The 14,602-nt window shown below is 26.7% G+C and carries 13 protein-coding genes and 1 CRISPR repeat array; of the genes, 5 read left to right on the top strand and 8 right to left on the bottom strand.

Features of this window, described 5'->3' with window-relative positions:
• Window positions 1-16: 16 nt before the first annotated feature.
• The 4 genes from cas9 (at window position 17) to APAC_RS11120 (ending at window position 7,895) form a co-directional block, all read left to right on the top strand.
• Window positions 17-3,523, top strand: a complete 3,507-nt coding sequence (cas9, locus tag APAC_RS11135) for a type II CRISPR RNA-guided endonuclease Cas9 (protein ID WP_130234171.1) — start codon at window positions 17-19, stop codon at window positions 3,521-3,523.
• Between the two features lie 112 nt (window positions 3,524-3,635).
• Entirely contained in the window at window positions 3,636-4,508 is an 873-nt protein-coding gene (cas1, locus tag APAC_RS11130) for a type II CRISPR-associated endonuclease Cas1 (protein WP_130234170.1), read from the top strand.
• Window positions 4,509-4,540: 32 nt separating this feature from the next.
• Window positions 4,541-4,855 (top strand): CRISPR-associated endonuclease Cas2, encoded by a 315-nt coding sequence (gene cas2, locus APAC_RS11125; RefSeq protein WP_170170162.1) that lies wholly within the window; start codon window positions 4,541-4,543, stop codon window positions 4,853-4,855.
• 48 nt (window positions 4,856-4,903) lie between these two features.
• Window positions 4,904-6,586: direct repeats of the CRISPR family, unit length 36 nt; unit sequence ATTATATCAAATGGGGATTTGAGAGTAGATTAAAAC.
• Between the two features lie 88 nt (window positions 6,587-6,674).
• Window positions 6,675-7,895 carry an IS256 family transposase gene (locus APAC_RS11120; RefSeq protein WP_130232158.1) on the top strand — a complete coding sequence of 407 codons (1,221 nt, stop codon included), beginning with the start codon at window positions 6,675-6,677 and terminating at the stop codon, window positions 7,893-7,895.
• A 108-nt stretch (window positions 7,896-8,003) separates the two neighbouring features.
• Here APAC_RS11120 and APAC_RS11115 read toward each other — a convergent pair whose 3' ends face one another.
• Genes APAC_RS11115 through APAC_RS11105 form a run of 3 tightly spaced genes read right to left on the bottom strand, consistent with a single transcriptional unit; the run spans window position 8,004 to window position 11,123 of the window.
• Complete coding sequence (locus tag APAC_RS11115; protein WP_130234168.1) at window positions 8,004-8,270, bottom strand: hypothetical protein; 267 nt, start codon at window positions 8,268-8,270, stop codon at window positions 8,004-8,006.
• Between the two features lie 20 nt (window positions 8,271-8,290).
• Window positions 8,291-10,396, bottom strand: coding sequence for a helix-hairpin-helix domain-containing protein (locus APAC_RS11110; protein ID WP_130234167.1), 2,106 nt, complete (start codon window positions 10,394-10,396; stop codon window positions 8,291-8,293).
• Window positions 10,389-11,123 (bottom strand): phytanoyl-CoA dioxygenase family protein, encoded by a 735-nt coding sequence (locus tag APAC_RS11105; RefSeq protein WP_130234166.1) that lies wholly within the window; start codon window positions 11,121-11,123, stop codon window positions 10,389-10,391. The genes APAC_RS11110 and APAC_RS11105 overlap by 8 nt, the downstream gene beginning before the upstream one ends.
• A gap of 171 nt (window positions 11,124-11,294) precedes the next feature.
• Between APAC_RS11105 and APAC_RS11100 the strand changes: the two genes are divergently transcribed.
• Entirely contained in the window at window positions 11,295-11,723 is a 429-nt protein-coding gene (locus APAC_RS11100) for a DsrE family protein (RefSeq protein ID WP_130234165.1), read from the top strand.
• 16 nt (window positions 11,724-11,739) lie between these two features.
• On the opposite strand, the gene APAC_RS11095 is transcribed toward APAC_RS11100, so the two are convergent.
• Genes APAC_RS11095 through APAC_RS11075 form a run of 5 tightly spaced genes read right to left on the bottom strand, consistent with a single transcriptional unit; the run spans window position 11,740 to window position 14,458 of the window.
• Window positions 11,740-12,450 (bottom strand): 2OG-Fe(II) oxygenase, encoded by a 711-nt coding sequence (locus APAC_RS11095; protein ID WP_130234164.1) that lies wholly within the window; start codon window positions 12,448-12,450, stop codon window positions 11,740-11,742.
• Entirely contained in the window at window positions 12,447-12,851 is a 405-nt protein-coding gene (locus tag APAC_RS11090) for an ester cyclase (protein WP_130234163.1), read from the bottom strand. The genes APAC_RS11095 and APAC_RS11090 overlap by 4 nt, the downstream gene beginning before the upstream one ends.
• Window positions 12,832-13,065: a hypothetical protein gene (locus APAC_RS11085; protein ID WP_130234162.1), complete on the bottom strand. Its 234-nt coding sequence runs from the start codon at window positions 13,063-13,065 to the stop codon at window positions 12,832-12,834. The genes APAC_RS11090 and APAC_RS11085 overlap by 20 nt, the downstream gene beginning before the upstream one ends.
• A 3-nt stretch (window positions 13,066-13,068) precedes the next feature.
• A complete protein-coding gene (locus APAC_RS11080) occupies window positions 13,069-14,169 on the bottom strand; it encodes a peptidase M42 (RefSeq protein ID WP_130234161.1) in 1,101 nt (366 codons plus the stop codon).
• Window positions 14,170-14,227: 58 nt separating this feature from the next.
• Window positions 14,228-14,458, bottom strand: coding sequence for a hypothetical protein (locus APAC_RS11075; protein ID WP_130234160.1), 231 nt, complete (start codon window positions 14,456-14,458; stop codon window positions 14,228-14,230).
• Window positions 14,459-14,602: the final 144 nt, after the last annotated feature.

The raw sequence follows: 14,602 nt of genomic DNA, 5'->3' as shown, positions 1-14,602 counted from the left end.
TATTGAGGAATAGGGTATGAAAAAAGTTTTAGGATTAGATATTGGTACAAATAGTATAGGGTTTTCACTAAATGAAATAAGTATAGAAAATGGTCAGACTATATTTAAAGAGCTTACTTCAAATAGTATAATTTTCAGTGAATATATAAAAGCTGAAGATAGAAGAGCTTTTAGAAGTAGTAGAAGAAGAAATGAAAGAAAAAGTAGACGAAATGGCATTGTTAGAAAACTATTAAGTGATTTTAACTTAGCTAAAAAAAGTATTGTTACAAAACCTATTAAATATTTTAATAAATTATCAAAAGATAAAGATCCATATATCTTAAGACAAGAAGCTGTAAATGGCAAAAATTTATCTAAAGATGATTTTACATTTTCTCTTTACTCAATCATAACAAGAAGAGGCTATTCTAATCAATTTAAAACTGAAGATTCAAATGATGAAGGAGTTATTAATGAAGCTATTTCTCAAAATAAAGAGCTTTATTTAAAAAATGAATTATCTATACCTTCACAAGTTTTATTAAATAAGAAATTTAATTTAGAAAAAAATGGTTTTACAAATATTGCCATTAGAAATAAAAAAGATAATTACAATAACTCTTTAGATAGAAACTTATGGAAAGAAGAATTAGAAATATTATTAGAATCACAAAAAGAAAATAAAGAGCTTTTTGAAACTATTGAAATATATGATAGTCTTAAAAATAAGCTTATAAATGGTGTAAATGAAAATTCAAAAGGAGTCTTTGAACAAAGATCATTAAAGAGTATGGAAGATATGGTCGGTTACTGTAGTTTTTATAATAAGTTTCATAGAAATCCACAAAAAAGAGTACTTAAATCACATATTTCGAGTATAGAATTAACTATTAGACAAAGAATTGAAAATTCTATTTCAGGTAATTTGATTTTTAATGATAAAACTGGAGAAATATTTACTCCAACAAAAGAACAAATTGATAACACAATTGAATTATGGTTAAAAAGACCACCTACAAAAACTATAAATACTAAAAATATTTTTGATAAAACGGGATTAAAAAATATTAAAATTGAAACTTTAAATAAACAAGATGAAACCGTACTTGATATTGGTATTCATGTACAGTTATTGGAAATATTTAAAAAGACTGATTTAGACATTTTTAAAACTCATAAAGATTTATATTCTAAAATTTTAAAGAAAATATTTTATTTTGTAAATAAAGAGCAAATTTTAAAAGAGATTAAAAAAATTGATGAAGAGAATCTTTTAAATGATGAAACAATTAAAGAACTATCGAAAGTTTCAAAAGGGATTAAAGATACATATGCATCATTTTCATTATGCTTTATTGAAGAAATTTTAGAAAAAATGAAATCAGGTAAAAATTATCATGATAGTTTAGCTGATTTAGGATATTTCAGAAAATATTTAAATATGGAACCTTACTCTTATTTACTTCCACTAAATCCTTCTGAAAAAGATTTAATTTGGCTTGAGAAAAATATTGAAAACTTCAAAAGAGAACATATTTTTTATCAGCCTTTAGTCTCTCCAAATGTAAAAAGAGTAATTTCTATTTTAAGAAGATTAATAAATGACTTAATATCACAATATGGAAAAATAGATAAGATTATTATTGAAACAGCAAGAGAATTAAACTCAAAAACTGAAGAAGAACAAATAAAAGAAGCTCAAGCAAATAGTAGAAAAGAAATAAAAGCTGCTGAAAAACTACTTCTATCAGATAACTGTGAATTAAGTAAAAAAAATATCGAAAGAGCAAGATTATTAATTGAACAAAAATCAAAGTGTCTTTACAGTGGAGAACCTTTAACTTTAGAAGATGCACTTGATGAACAAAAAACAGAAGTTGAACATTTTATCCCAAGAAGTAAGATATGGATAAACTCTTATAAAAATAAAATATTAGTTTTAAAAAAACATAATCAGGATAAATCGAATACGCATCCAATAGCATACTTAAAGTCAAAAAATAGTTGGGAAGAATTTACTTCAAGAGTAAAAAAAGAATTAACAAACACTAGTAAGATTTTTTGGCTAACTAATGAAGAAAATATAAATAAAAACTGGGAAAAAGAAAACCTTGAAGATAGGTTTTTAAATGATACTAGAAGTGCTACAAAGATTATCTCTAATTATTTAGAACATTACTTGTTCCCAAAACAAAATGAATTTGGGAAAGGTGAAACAAATCAAAATGTAATAAGAGTTACTGGAAAAGCTATAAGTGAACTTAAAAGACTTTGGGGTGTTGATAAAGTTCAACCTAAAAATGAAGATGATAAAAAAGATAGACAAACTAATTATCATCACACTATTGATGCAATAATAATTTCTCTTTTAAATGAATCTGCTAAAAAAGCTTTAAATGACTTTTTTAAACAAAATGAAAATGGATTTAAAACTAAAGAGATATTAGAAAAAATCAAAACTAGATTTCCAATCACAAGTGATGGAGTTAATATAGTAGAATTTATAAAAGAAAAAGTTAAGAGATATGAAAACAACGAGATATATATTTGCCCAGTAATTAAAAAAAGAGATAATGTAGTAGGATTTAAAGATGGAAATGTAAAACTATACTTAGATAAAGAGAAAGAAGAGTTTTATCAAATCGATAAAAAAGCTATCGATAAAAATCTTTTATTTGATAACTACGGAAAAGATATAAGTGATAAAGAGGTAAATAAAAAAGTTGAAGATTTAATCTCTCATTTGGATTTACCAAAACAAGAAAATATTAAAAATGCTTTATTAGAGTACAAAAATAAATTATTGATTACTAGAGAAAATATCTCAAATATTAAAAAAGAGATAATTGAACTAAAAGGTGCACTACCAAACAAAAAAAACTATGAAGATACAGAGCAAACAATAGCTATAAAAGATAAATTATTTAGACTAGATGAACTAAAAAAAGATAATGAGTTATTACAAAATGAACCTTGTTTTTTTATTACAAAAAAAGGTTTAAAACAAATAGTTAGAAATATAAAAGTAAAAACTTCAAGTGCCTCGAAAGCAGATAGTTTAATAATTACTGATAAAACTCAAAAAGATAGATTAAAAAGATTATCACTTGATGTTTACAAAGAATTAAAAGAAAAAGATATTCCATTTGTTGCAAAACTAAATGACACTACATTAAATGTGGATTTATTTAATACTTCAAAAGGTCAAGTTATAGGATTAAATTATTTTTCTTCTATAAGAAATAATATCCCACCAAAAATAAATGAAAAGAAAATAGCCCTTATAAAAGATTACGAAGACAAAATTACTATTCAAAAAGGTGATATCTTAGAAATTGAAAATCTAAAAGAGTCTACAAAAGAGTATTTTATTTTTAATGGTGGTGGTAATATTGCTGGTAGCAATAATAAGTTAGAGTTAAAGTCCTTAAATAGAAAAGAAGTAAAAAGAATTTTTATGACTTTAAATAAAGATACAATTGCAAGAAAAGTATTTATAAATTATCAAGGAGATATTTCCTATGAAGAGTTTAAGAAATAATATAATAAAATACTCTCATATCAAATGGGGATTTGATAGTCTGGTTAAAACAAGGGACGATTTAGTCCCGCAAAAGTTTTTTTATAAGCTCTTCTTTTTGAGGAGTTTATAAATGTCTCTTCAAAAACTATATATAAAAAACAAATCATATCTAAGCTACAAAAATAATCTAATATCTGTAAAAATTGATAATTTTGAAACAACAGTTTGTTTTGATGATATAGATACAATAGTTATTGAAAATCAGCAAACTACTATAACTTCAGCACTCTTATCTCAACTTACAAAATCAAATATAAATGTAATTTTTTGTGATAAAAAATTTATGCCAAGTTCAATTTTATTAGGAATAAATAAAAACAGCCGAACGACTAAAATACAAAAGTCTCAAATAATAGTTTCAAAACCAAAACTAAATCAAATATGGAAAGATATAGTTACCTCAAAAGTTAAAAATCAATCAAAGATATTAAAGAAATTAAATAAAAACTATGAATATATTGATTTATTGATTTCTAGAATAAAATCAAATGATAAAGAAAATATTGAAGCAATAGTTGCAGCTTATTATTTCAAAGAGTTATTTGGAAAAGATTTTTCACGAAACAATCCTGAAAATATAAACAATGCAGTACTAAATTTTGGTTATGCGATATTTAGAAGTTCTATTTGTAGGTATTTAATAGCCTATGGTTTAAATCCAGCGTTTGGGATTCATCATAGTAGTGAATTAAACTCTTTTAATCTAGCTGATGATTTAATAGAACCATTTAGACCAATAGTAGATAACTATGTTGCAAGATTTATAAAAGAAGATATGGACTTAAACTCTTCTATTAAAATAGCTTTATTAAAATTACTAGATGAAACTGTTATTTATGATGATAGAAATATGACTGTTTCAAATTGTATGAAATTGATAGTTGCAAATTATCAATCAATTTGTTTATCAAAAACTGAAGAACTAATTTTATTTGAATTATGAAAAATATATCAAAAGAAAGCAGGTATAGAAAAATGGTTTTATTCGCAATGTTTGATATGCCAACAAATACAAAAAAAGATATAAAAAAATATACAAAGTTTCGAAATAAACTCTTAGAAATGGGTTTTATAATGTTTCAATATTCTATTTATATAAGATTTTGTAAAAGTTTAGCAATTGCACAAAAATATGAGAAAAAAATTGAGTTAGCATCACCTTTAAATGGTTCAATTCGAGTAATAAAAATTACAGAAGCTCAATATAAAAATATGTTAGTAATAGAAAACTATAGAGAAAAACCTGAGGAAAAAGTAGTAAAACAAGTACAAACTGTACTTGTTTTTTAGTGTTTTAAGCCTTAGGAAGGCTACAAAATCGAAGCTTAAAGCTACTCTATTATATCAAATGGGGATTTGAGAGTAGATTAAAACACACAAAGGACACATCACAATGGATGATTTATTATATCAAATGGGGATTTGAGAGTAGATTAAAACCTTGATCTTTTGTTGTTCTTGGAAATTTAGATTATATCAAATGGGGATTTGAGAGTAGATTAAAACTAATCCACTAACCAAAGCATTTACAGCATTATTATATCAAATGGGGATTTGAGAGTAGATTAAAACTTATATATGTTGCTATCTCATCTGAGTTTATTATATCAAATGGGGATTTGAGAGTAGATTAAAACCATAGAATTTATCTCTTAGTGGCTCAAATTATTATATCAAATGGGGATTTGAGAGTAGATTAAAACTTAACTTTTTTACTATTCCTGCTTCATATCATTATATCAAATGGGGATTTGAGAGTAGATTAAAACTCAATAGTTTTCTATAATATTTCAGTGTTGATTATATCAAATGGGGATTTGAGAGTAGATTAAAACACCAGGCGTTGAATAGTTACAATGATGCAAATTATATCAAATGGGGATTTGAGAGTAGATTAAAACACCTTGAGACAGCTAAAACCGCTATGATGTATTATATCAAATGGGGATTTGAGAGTAGATTAAAACAACAACAGTTTCATAAGAAACACCTCTATAATTATATCAAATGGGGATTTGAGAGTAGATTAAAACTGATTAAATTTAGTCTCAAACGTATCAACAATTATATCAAATGGGGATTTGAGAGTAGATTAAAACTAACACTTTCTTAGGAAAAGGGACAATAGGATTATATCAAATGGGGATTTGAGAGTAGATTAAAACATATTGTTTTATTGCAATTATTACATCTAAATTATATCAAATGGGGATTTGAGAGTAGATTAAAACTTGCCTGCTCTAAAGTTAATCCAATAAGGATTATATCAAATGGGGATTTGAGAGTAGATTAAAACATGACTAAAGCAATTAAAAAATATATCTTAATTATATCAAATGGGGATTTGAGAGTAGATTAAAACGGCTTGAATATCCAAACCAAAACAAAGGAGATTATATCAAATGGGGATTTGAGAGTAGATTAAAACATACTCAAAAAACAAATGAACTTGAAAGAATTATATCAAATGGGGATTTGAGAGTAGATTAAAACAAGACCAGCATTCGAACCATTGTTCAAATTATTATATCAAATGGGGATTTGAGAGTAGATTAAAACAATTAGCTTCAAGTTGATTATATAAATTGCATTATATCAAATGGGGATTTGAGAGTAGATTAAAACAGAGATAATGCACTAAATGACTTAGAACTAATTATATCAAATGGGGATTTGAGAGTAGATTAAAACGGGTATGTTGTCCTGCTGTTAGCGAAATCAATTATATCAAATGGGGATTTGAGAGTAGATTAAAACGCAGGTTTTACAAATATACTAGATAAAGATATTATATCAAATGGGGATTTGAGAGTAGATTAAAACGCGATGCTCTTACTGGCTTAAGTCTTTGCAATTATATCAAATGGGGATTTGAGAGTAGATTAAAACAGTTAAAAGCGTATTTCTTAGAAGAGTTCAATTATATCAAATGGGGATTTGAGAGTAGATTAAAACTGTTAAAACTTGGGTGTGTTAATGTTATTGATTATATCAAATGGGGATTTGAGAGTAGATTAAAACCAGCATCATTTATAATCGTATAATTTACAATCTGAGGGAGTGTTAGAAATTCCGTGTCAATCTGATAAAATAATATCAAGGATTAACAATGGAACAGAAAATAGAGTTTGACTTCAATGAAGTTTTAGAACAATTTAAAAGTGGAAAAAATCTTACAGGTAAAGATGGACTTTTAGCTCCACTTATTAAACAACTTACAGAAGCTGCACTTGAAGCAGAAGTAGAATCGCATATTGCTAATGATGTTTTAAATGGTACAAAGAACCGAAAGAACGGTGTAAATAAAAAAACTATCAAGGGTTTATCTGATGGATCATTTGAACTTGAAACACCAAGAGATAGAAATGGCACATTTGAACCACAACTTGTAAAGAAACATCAAACTACAATCTCCAATGAAATAGAAGATAAAATACTCTCAATGTATGGCTTAGGGATGAGTTATACAGATATAGCCTCTCATATTGAAGAGATATATCAAGTATCTATTTCAACTGCAACAATAAGTACAATTACAGATAAAATAATTACAAAGGTAAAAGAGTGGCAGTCTCGTCCACTTGATACTATATATCCCTTTGTATGGCTTGATGCTATACATTATAAAGTTAAAGATGGTGGTAAATATGTATCTAAAGCTGTTTATACTATTTTAGGTGTCGGTATGGATGGTAAAAAAGATATACTTGGACTATATCTATCAGAATCAGAAGGAGCAAACTTCTGGCTTTCAGTTCTTACTGATTTAAACAATAGAGGTATCCAAGATATACTTATTGCATCTGTTGATGGATTAAAAGGCTTTCCTGAAGCTATAAAAACCATATTTCCAAAAACTGAGGTACAACTATGTATTATTCATCAGATTAGAAATTCAATACGATATGTAGCTTCTAAAAACCATAAAGAGTTTATGGCTGATTTAAAGCCTGTATATCAAGCAGTATCCAAAGAAGCTGCAGAAGATGCACTAATATTGCTTGATGAAAAATGGGGTAATAAATATCCTATCGTACTTCAATCTTGGCAAAATAAATGGGAAAACCTATCGGTGTATTTTAAATATCCACCAGAGATAAGAAAAGTGATATATACCACAAATATCATTGAATCTGTACATCGTCAGTTTAGAAAACTTACTAAAACAAAAGGAGCTTTTCCTAATGAAAATAGCTTACTAAAATTGTTATATATGGGTATAAAAAATGCTACTAAAAAATGGAATATGCCTATGTGGAATTGGAATCTAACCCTCTCACAATTAGCTATATTTTTCGAGGGTAGATTGGATAGTGAACTTAAAATTTAAGTTTGGGTGTGATAGGATTTTATCCTATCAGAATTATGTTGACACGGAATATTTAATGGTCTCCAATCTGAATCAGAAAATAAACTATTTTCTGATGGATTCTTTAATTCAATGCTCACTATGCTCTTCAATCATAGTTTGTATTTTTTCATAAATTGTTTTAGCATCTTCTTCTGAAATTTTATCCTCTTCAAGACCTTTTACAATATGCTCTAATTCCTCTAAAAAAAACTGCATCTCTTCAATACCATTTAGGTCATCTTGTGTTGCTGTGTTATTATTTTTTTTAACTTTTAATTCTTCGATATAATCCATAGTTTCTGGAATTATAGTTTCATCAATCATTGTTTTTAATTTTTCTTTTATATTTTCCATTTATTTCCTTTTTTTCTAAATTATTTAAGAGTCAATCCGACTCTTTGTTTTTCTAAATCTACACTTAATACTTTTATATTCTCTAAATTTTGATTGATACTTAGAACTTCACTTGGGTGATTTATTCTTTTTTGAGATATTTGAGAAATATGCAATAAAGCATCATTTTTAAGTCCAATATCTACAAATGCTCCAAAATCAGTGATATTTCTTACTATTCCACTTAGAGTGTAACCCTCTTTTAAATCTTCGATATTTAAAATATCACTTGAAAACTTCACTTGATTGAATTCATTTCTTACATCATATCCTGGTTTTAAAAGCTCAGAGACTATATCTTTTAGTTTTAAAGGTGTGGTATTTAGCTCACTTGCAGCTTTTTCAAAATCAACAATTTTTTCTAATTCATAGTTTTTTTGTAAAATATTTGTTAATTTATAATCTTCTGGGTGAATCCCTGTATTATCTAAAATAGATTTACCATCTTTAATTCTTAGGAATCCAACACTTTGTTCATAAGCTTTTGCTCCAATTCCTTTTACATCTAAAAGTTGTTCTTTTGAAGTGAATTTTTTGATTTTAGCTCTATGTTCTATAATATTTTTTGCTAAATTTTCACTAATTCCTGAGATAAAAGATAGCAGTTTATATGAAGCAGAGTTTATATCTACACCTACTTTATTTACAAGGTCAATGGTAATATTTTCCAGCTTTTGTGCTAACTCTTTTTGATTTACATCATGTTGGTATTGACCAATTCCAAGGGATTTTGGGTCAATTTTAACAAGTGCTGCCATAGGATCTCTTAATCTTCCAGCAATAGATATAGCACCTCTAATAGTTACATCAAGATTTGGATACTCTTGTGCAGCTATTTTTGAAGCTGAATACACACTAGCACCTATTTCACTAACAATTGCATAATTTACATCTAAATTCTCTTTTTTGATAAGTTCATCAACAAAATTTGCAGTTTCCCTAGAAGCTGTTCCATTTCCAATAGCTATAGATGATATTTTATATTTTTTGATTAATTCAAGCACTTTTTTTGATGAAGTTTTTATATCCTCTTTTGGTTTAGTTGGATAAATAACATCACTATCTAAGTAGTTTCCATTTTCATCTATAACTGCAAGTTTACAACCAGTTTTATATCCAGGGTCAATTCCTAAAATAACTTGATTAACTAAAGGTGCTGTTAGAAGTAACTCTTTTAAGTTTTTACCAAAAAGTTCTATGGCTTCTAAACTTGCTTTCTCTTTTAGTGTATTTATAGCTTCTCTTTTTAGGCTTGGAAGTAATAATCTTTTTAATCCATCTTTATACGCATCATATACTAATTCCTTTGAACTATTAGCATGTGATGGAATTTTATATTTTTTTATATTTTCTAAAATATGCTTTTCGTCAATATCAACTTTTATTGATAATTGTTTTTCATTTACTGCTCGCAAAATGGCTAAGACTCTATGAGATTTTATATATTTAATTTTTTCACTAATATTTGTAAAGTTTGAATATACACCATTTTTATCAAACTCTTTCGCCTCTTTTGTCTCTAAGATTCCCCAATTTGAGATTAAATTTCTAATAATCTCTTTTGATTTAAAATCATCGGCATATCTTTGGGCTATTATATCTTTTGCACCATTTATAGCATCATCAATAGTTTTTATCTCTTTATTTACAAACTGTTTTGCCTTGTAGTTTATATCTTCTAGGGAGTATTTCATAGATTGGATTATATTTGCAAGTGGTTCAAGTCCATTTTCTATAGCACTACTTGTTCGTGAAGATTTTTTATCTTTAAATGGTGTATAAATATCTTCTAATGCTTGAATTGTTTTTGCATCATTTAGGTTTTTTTGAATCTTTTCACTTAAAAAGTTTTTCTCTTTTAAAAGATTTTCTATCTCCTCTTTTCTTTTTAAGAATTTTTGAAAATAGTTATATGTTTCTTCAAAAACTCTAAGCTCTTCATCACTAGCTCCACCTGTATAATCTTTTCTATATCTTGCAATAAAAGGTATTGTACAACCTTCATTTATAAGATTTATTATGTTGGTGATTGATTTTGTAGATAAGTTTGTCTTTTCTTCAAGTAAAACTATTAAGTTATTAGTCAAGTTCTACTTCCTCAAAATCACTTCTAGTATTTGAAATAGGCTTATTACTCTTTGCTCTTACTGTATAAACAAATGATATTTTTGGAGTATCTGTACTATTTTTACTTGCATGGTGTAAAGTCTTACAATGAAATAAAACAATATCTCCTTTTTCTAGTGGAGTTGATGTTTTTTGTTTAATTAATTCTATATTTTGTTTATTCTCATCTAAGAAATTTGAGTCCTCATCAAATCTATCAGGTGTGAAATTCATTTTATGACTTTTTGGAATAAACTCCAATAAACCATTATCTAAAAACTCATCACCAAGGGCAAGCCAAACTGAAACTAAATTGTCATTTTCAAAATGCCAATATCTTCTATCTTGATGCCAATAAGTTCTAGTACTCTCTTTTGGAAGTTTTGTCATTATTGAATTATGGTGTGCAAGTGTTAATATAGGTGTGTCATTTAAAACCTGTTTTAAAATAGGTCTTATTTCTCTATATGTCATCCAATTTCTAAAAATCTCTTCTCTTTGATAAACTTGTCGTAATCTTCTTACTGTAATTTTTTTCTCATCAAGGTTTAAATACTCTTGTTCAGACTCTATGGGTGCTATTTTTGCTTGTAAGTGTTCTTTGGCTTTATTTAGTATATCTTCACATAATTGTTGTGGTGCAAAGTTTTTAATAACTAAAAAGCCATTCTCTTCAAACTCTTTTAGTTGTTGAGGTGTTAATATCATCAATACTCTTTATGAATAATTTATTTGTGATTATATACAAATAATCCTATTTAAGTGATAAAATTAATTAATGATAAAAATAGTTTTCTTTAATAACTTTCTAAGTTTTTTAGCTCTATAATCCTTGTAGTTTTATTAGTAAAACTAATTAATTATTTATAAGGAAAAATTATGATTAAAAAGTTTTTAGTATTTGTAAGTGCTCTTTTTTTATCTGCTAATTTATATGCAAATGAAAATAGTGCAAAGGGATTAAATGTAATTGTTACATCAGCAGATAATCAAACTCAAATGATGGCAATGGTATTAGCTACAATGGCTAAAAAAGCAGGAAAAGAAGTAAATATTACTTTATGTTCAAGTGCAGGGGATTTAGCTGATAAAAATATGAAAAGTGCTACTTTAAAGCCAAAAGATAAATCACCAAAAATGCTATTAAATGGTTTAATTAAAAATGGTGCATCAGTTAAAGTTTGTCCTTTATATTTACCAAATGCAGGGAAAGATACTTCTGTATTAATGGATGGAATTAGTGTTGCAAAACCAAATGAGGTTGCAGCTTCTTTATTAAATAAAGATTTCCAAAATTTAAGTTACTAAAGTAAGAGTTCTTACTTTAGTTAACTATGGCATTGTGCCATTGAACAAGGGAAATTCGTCTACCTTGTTTTACTTTTAATACTTCATGAGTGAAGTAGGGATTACTTAAGAATACTACCATATTCCCAGCTTTTGGTTTAACTTTTATTTGATTTCCATTTATGTCATATAAAAAGTTAAACAAAAGCTCTCCTCCTTGAAAAGAGTTTTTATCTATTTCATCTTCACATGAAGTTGTAAATAAAACAGTAGATACTTTTCTCTCATTTGTAACAGGAACAAATCCAACTAACTTTTCATCTTTGAAAAGCATACTAGAATCATCACTATGCATCATATAAAATGAGTCTTTTTTATATTCTAGTACTTGTACATTAGTTGATGAACTAATAGCTAATTTAAAATAGTCTTCTATTTGTTTTTGATATGAATTAAATCTTTCATTATATAAATTTAATAAAATATTATCTAGTTTATAGATATTTGTTTTTCTAATTTTTTCATTAGTTTTACTAGTAACAACTGCTTCTTGAATTAAGACTTGTGCTTTTTCAAAATCATCATCATCTTTTATTATCTCATTGATTAATTCACACTCTTTTTGTGTGAAAAAATCTTCAATTATTAAAAATGGTAAATCATAATATGGGTTTGGTAATAGTTTTGTTTGAATATCAAAATCTAATAGAAAATCTTCACAAAAAACTTCATTACTTATTTGCGTCATGAAAGCTGTTTCGTTAAAGTATTTAAATCACCAAGTACCCAAATATCTACAATTTTTCCATCTCTAAATTTAAAAAATGATGCACCATTGTATTGGATTTTATTATTACTAGCTTCATAATCAAATAGTTTTCCCGTATGTCTTCCATTGTATAAAGCTCTAACTGCTATTTGGTCATTTTCATCAACTAAACTTACAATTGAGTGAAAAAGATTTGGAATACCTGTTAAAATAGTTTCCATATAGTTTTCAAACTCTTTTTTACCTTTTGTATTGATATTTAAAGAACCATGAAATGTAATATTATCATCAAATAAAATATCTATGTACTCTTTTTTTTGTTTATTCCATAGTTCATCATAATAAAGTTTTACAATCTCTTTATTCGTCATCTTCTTCATAGTGTCCCTTTCTATGTGGACTATAATCTAAATCATCATAGTCATAGTCATAATCATCATAATCAACAGTAAATATTTTTTGGTATCCTAAAGCAACTAATTCTTTATCAATATTCTCTTCAGTTAGTCTATTTTTAACTTTATCCATTATTAAATCAATATGCTCTTCTGGTATATCGTTTGCTCTTAATTCATATATAATTGATAAGCTCATTTTTTAAACCTTTTTCTCTATTTTGTTGTTAATATAAAAATCACTTAATATGTTTATCACAGTTTTTACAGACTTAATTGATGCTGTTTCTTCTACTGTATGATAACCTGTTGTTGGTATTTGTAAGGTTGTTCCTTGAATCAATCCCTTTGATTCTTTGACAATTCTACCAAGTTCTGTACTTCCTAAAGTTAAAGGCTCTTGTCCTTTTTCTTTTCTAATTTTATTTTTTTCTTGAATAAATTTGTCTTTACAAATAAAATCAATTTTGTTTTTTCTACAATACTGTTTTAATTGTTTTAAAATAACAGATTTAAATTTAGCATTTGCATCTTGATTTCTTAAAACTATTTGCATTGCATCAGCTTCTGCTCTTGTATCAAATGGACTTGTATCTAAAACTAACAGTTCATCTGTATTTAGTTCATTTTTCTTAAACCATTCATATACATATCTCCAAGATTTACCGGCCTCTTCTTGTGCTGTAAAAAATGCAGTACCTTGATATCCATTTTGATATAAATAGATAATAATAGCTGCACTAATAACATTATCAAGTTGAGCACTTATTAAATCATCTTGCTTTTTTAGTTTATCACTAAAAGCAACAGGAGTTCCAGGTAAAAGGTGAGATAATCCATCTATTTTAAAAAATAGGTTATCAACTCTTTTATCAATATAAACATCAACAATTTTTCCAATACCTAAATATAATCCACTATAAGGTTCATATGCTTGAACTTGTTGGTTTATATATCTAGAAGCTATTAGTTGATATGTTTGTTCTGAAAGTGAGTTCCCTTTTAAATCAGACTGATTTTTTGCTAGAAATGCTGCAAATTGGAATTCATCCGGTCCCGTACAAATAACGCCATGTCTATCTATATGTGCACTTAGCATTCCATTTTTAGGATTATTACCACTTGCAACAAGTAGACCATCATAATATTGTGTACTAATACCAATCTCTTCTAATTCTCTTTTTAAATATAATAAAAATGAGTGTTCCGCTCCTGTAACAGAAGGAACTCTAATAAGTTGTTTTAACAAATCAAAAAACGGTACAAAATTTTTAATTGGTTCATTTTGAAATGAATTAGCCAATTTTTTTCTCCAAATAAAATCTTTTTAAATCTACATAGAATAAGAAGTAAAGAAAGAATTAGTCTTGTTTTTCTTCTAACTCTTCTGATTCATTTTGACATTTGTCAAAAAGTGCTTCACATTTAGCATAACATTGTTCATTGTCTGTTGCTTCATTTTTTTCACATTTTAAAGCACAGTCATCATAAATTTTGTCACATTTATTTATTTGTTCTACTTGATCCATATCTTGGTTTGCAAATAGTGATACTGAAAAGATTACAAGTGTAATCATTAAAAATTTTAACATCGTTAGTTTACTCCAAACATTTAACTAAAAACTAAGATTTTTTAGTTAGTATGAAGAACTCTTAATATAAGAGTCAACATATTCTAGAAATTTTCCATCACCAAATGTTTATAAATTTCTAGAATCCCAAGTACGGTCTTCTTA

The sequence above is a fragment of the Malaciobacter pacificus genome, assembly GCF_004214795.1.
Lineage (GTDB): Bacteria > Campylobacterota > Campylobacteria > Campylobacterales > Arcobacteraceae > Malaciobacter_A > Malaciobacter_A pacificus.
The sequence above is the reverse complement of the archived record's forward strand: the minus strand, read 5'-3'. Positions and strand labels throughout refer to the sequence as shown.

Excerpts from the sequence above, each read along its gene's own strand:
- cas9 (WP_130234171.1), top strand. The coding sequence starts at position 17 with ATGAAAAAAGTTTTAGGATTAGATATTGGTACAAATAGTATAGGGTTT.
- cas1 (WP_130234170.1), top strand. The coding sequence starts at position 3,636 with ATGTCTCTTCAAAAACTATATATAAAAAACAAATCATATCTAAGCTAC.
- cas2 (WP_170170162.1), top strand. The coding sequence starts at position 4,541 with ATGGTTTTATTCGCAATGTTTGATATGCCAACAAATACAAAAAAAGAT.
- APAC_RS11120 (WP_130232158.1), top strand. The coding sequence starts at position 6,675 with ATGGAACAGAAAATAGAGTTTGACTTCAATGAAGTTTTAGAACAATTT.
- APAC_RS11115 (WP_130234168.1), bottom strand. The coding sequence starts at position 8,270 with ATGGAAAATATAAAAGAAAAATTAAAAACAATGATTGATGAAACTATA.
- APAC_RS11105 (WP_130234166.1), bottom strand. The coding sequence starts at position 11,123 with ATGATATTAACACCTCAACAACTAAAAGAGTTTGAAGAGAATGGCTTT.
- APAC_RS11100 (WP_130234165.1), top strand. The coding sequence starts at position 11,295 with ATGATTAAAAAGTTTTTAGTATTTGTAAGTGCTCTTTTTTTATCTGCT.
- APAC_RS11095 (WP_130234164.1), bottom strand. The coding sequence starts at position 12,450 with ATGACGCAAATAAGTAATGAAGTTTTTTGTGAAGATTTTCTATTAGAT.
- APAC_RS11090 (WP_130234163.1), bottom strand. The coding sequence starts at position 12,851 with ATGAAGAAGATGACGAATAAAGAGATTGTAAAACTTTATTATGATGAA.
- APAC_RS11085 (WP_130234162.1), bottom strand. The coding sequence starts at position 13,065 with ATGAGCTTATCAATTATATATGAATTAAGAGCAAACGATATACCAGAA.
- APAC_RS11075 (WP_130234160.1), bottom strand. The coding sequence starts at position 14,458 with ATGTTAAAATTTTTAATGATTACACTTGTAATCTTTTCAGTATCACTA.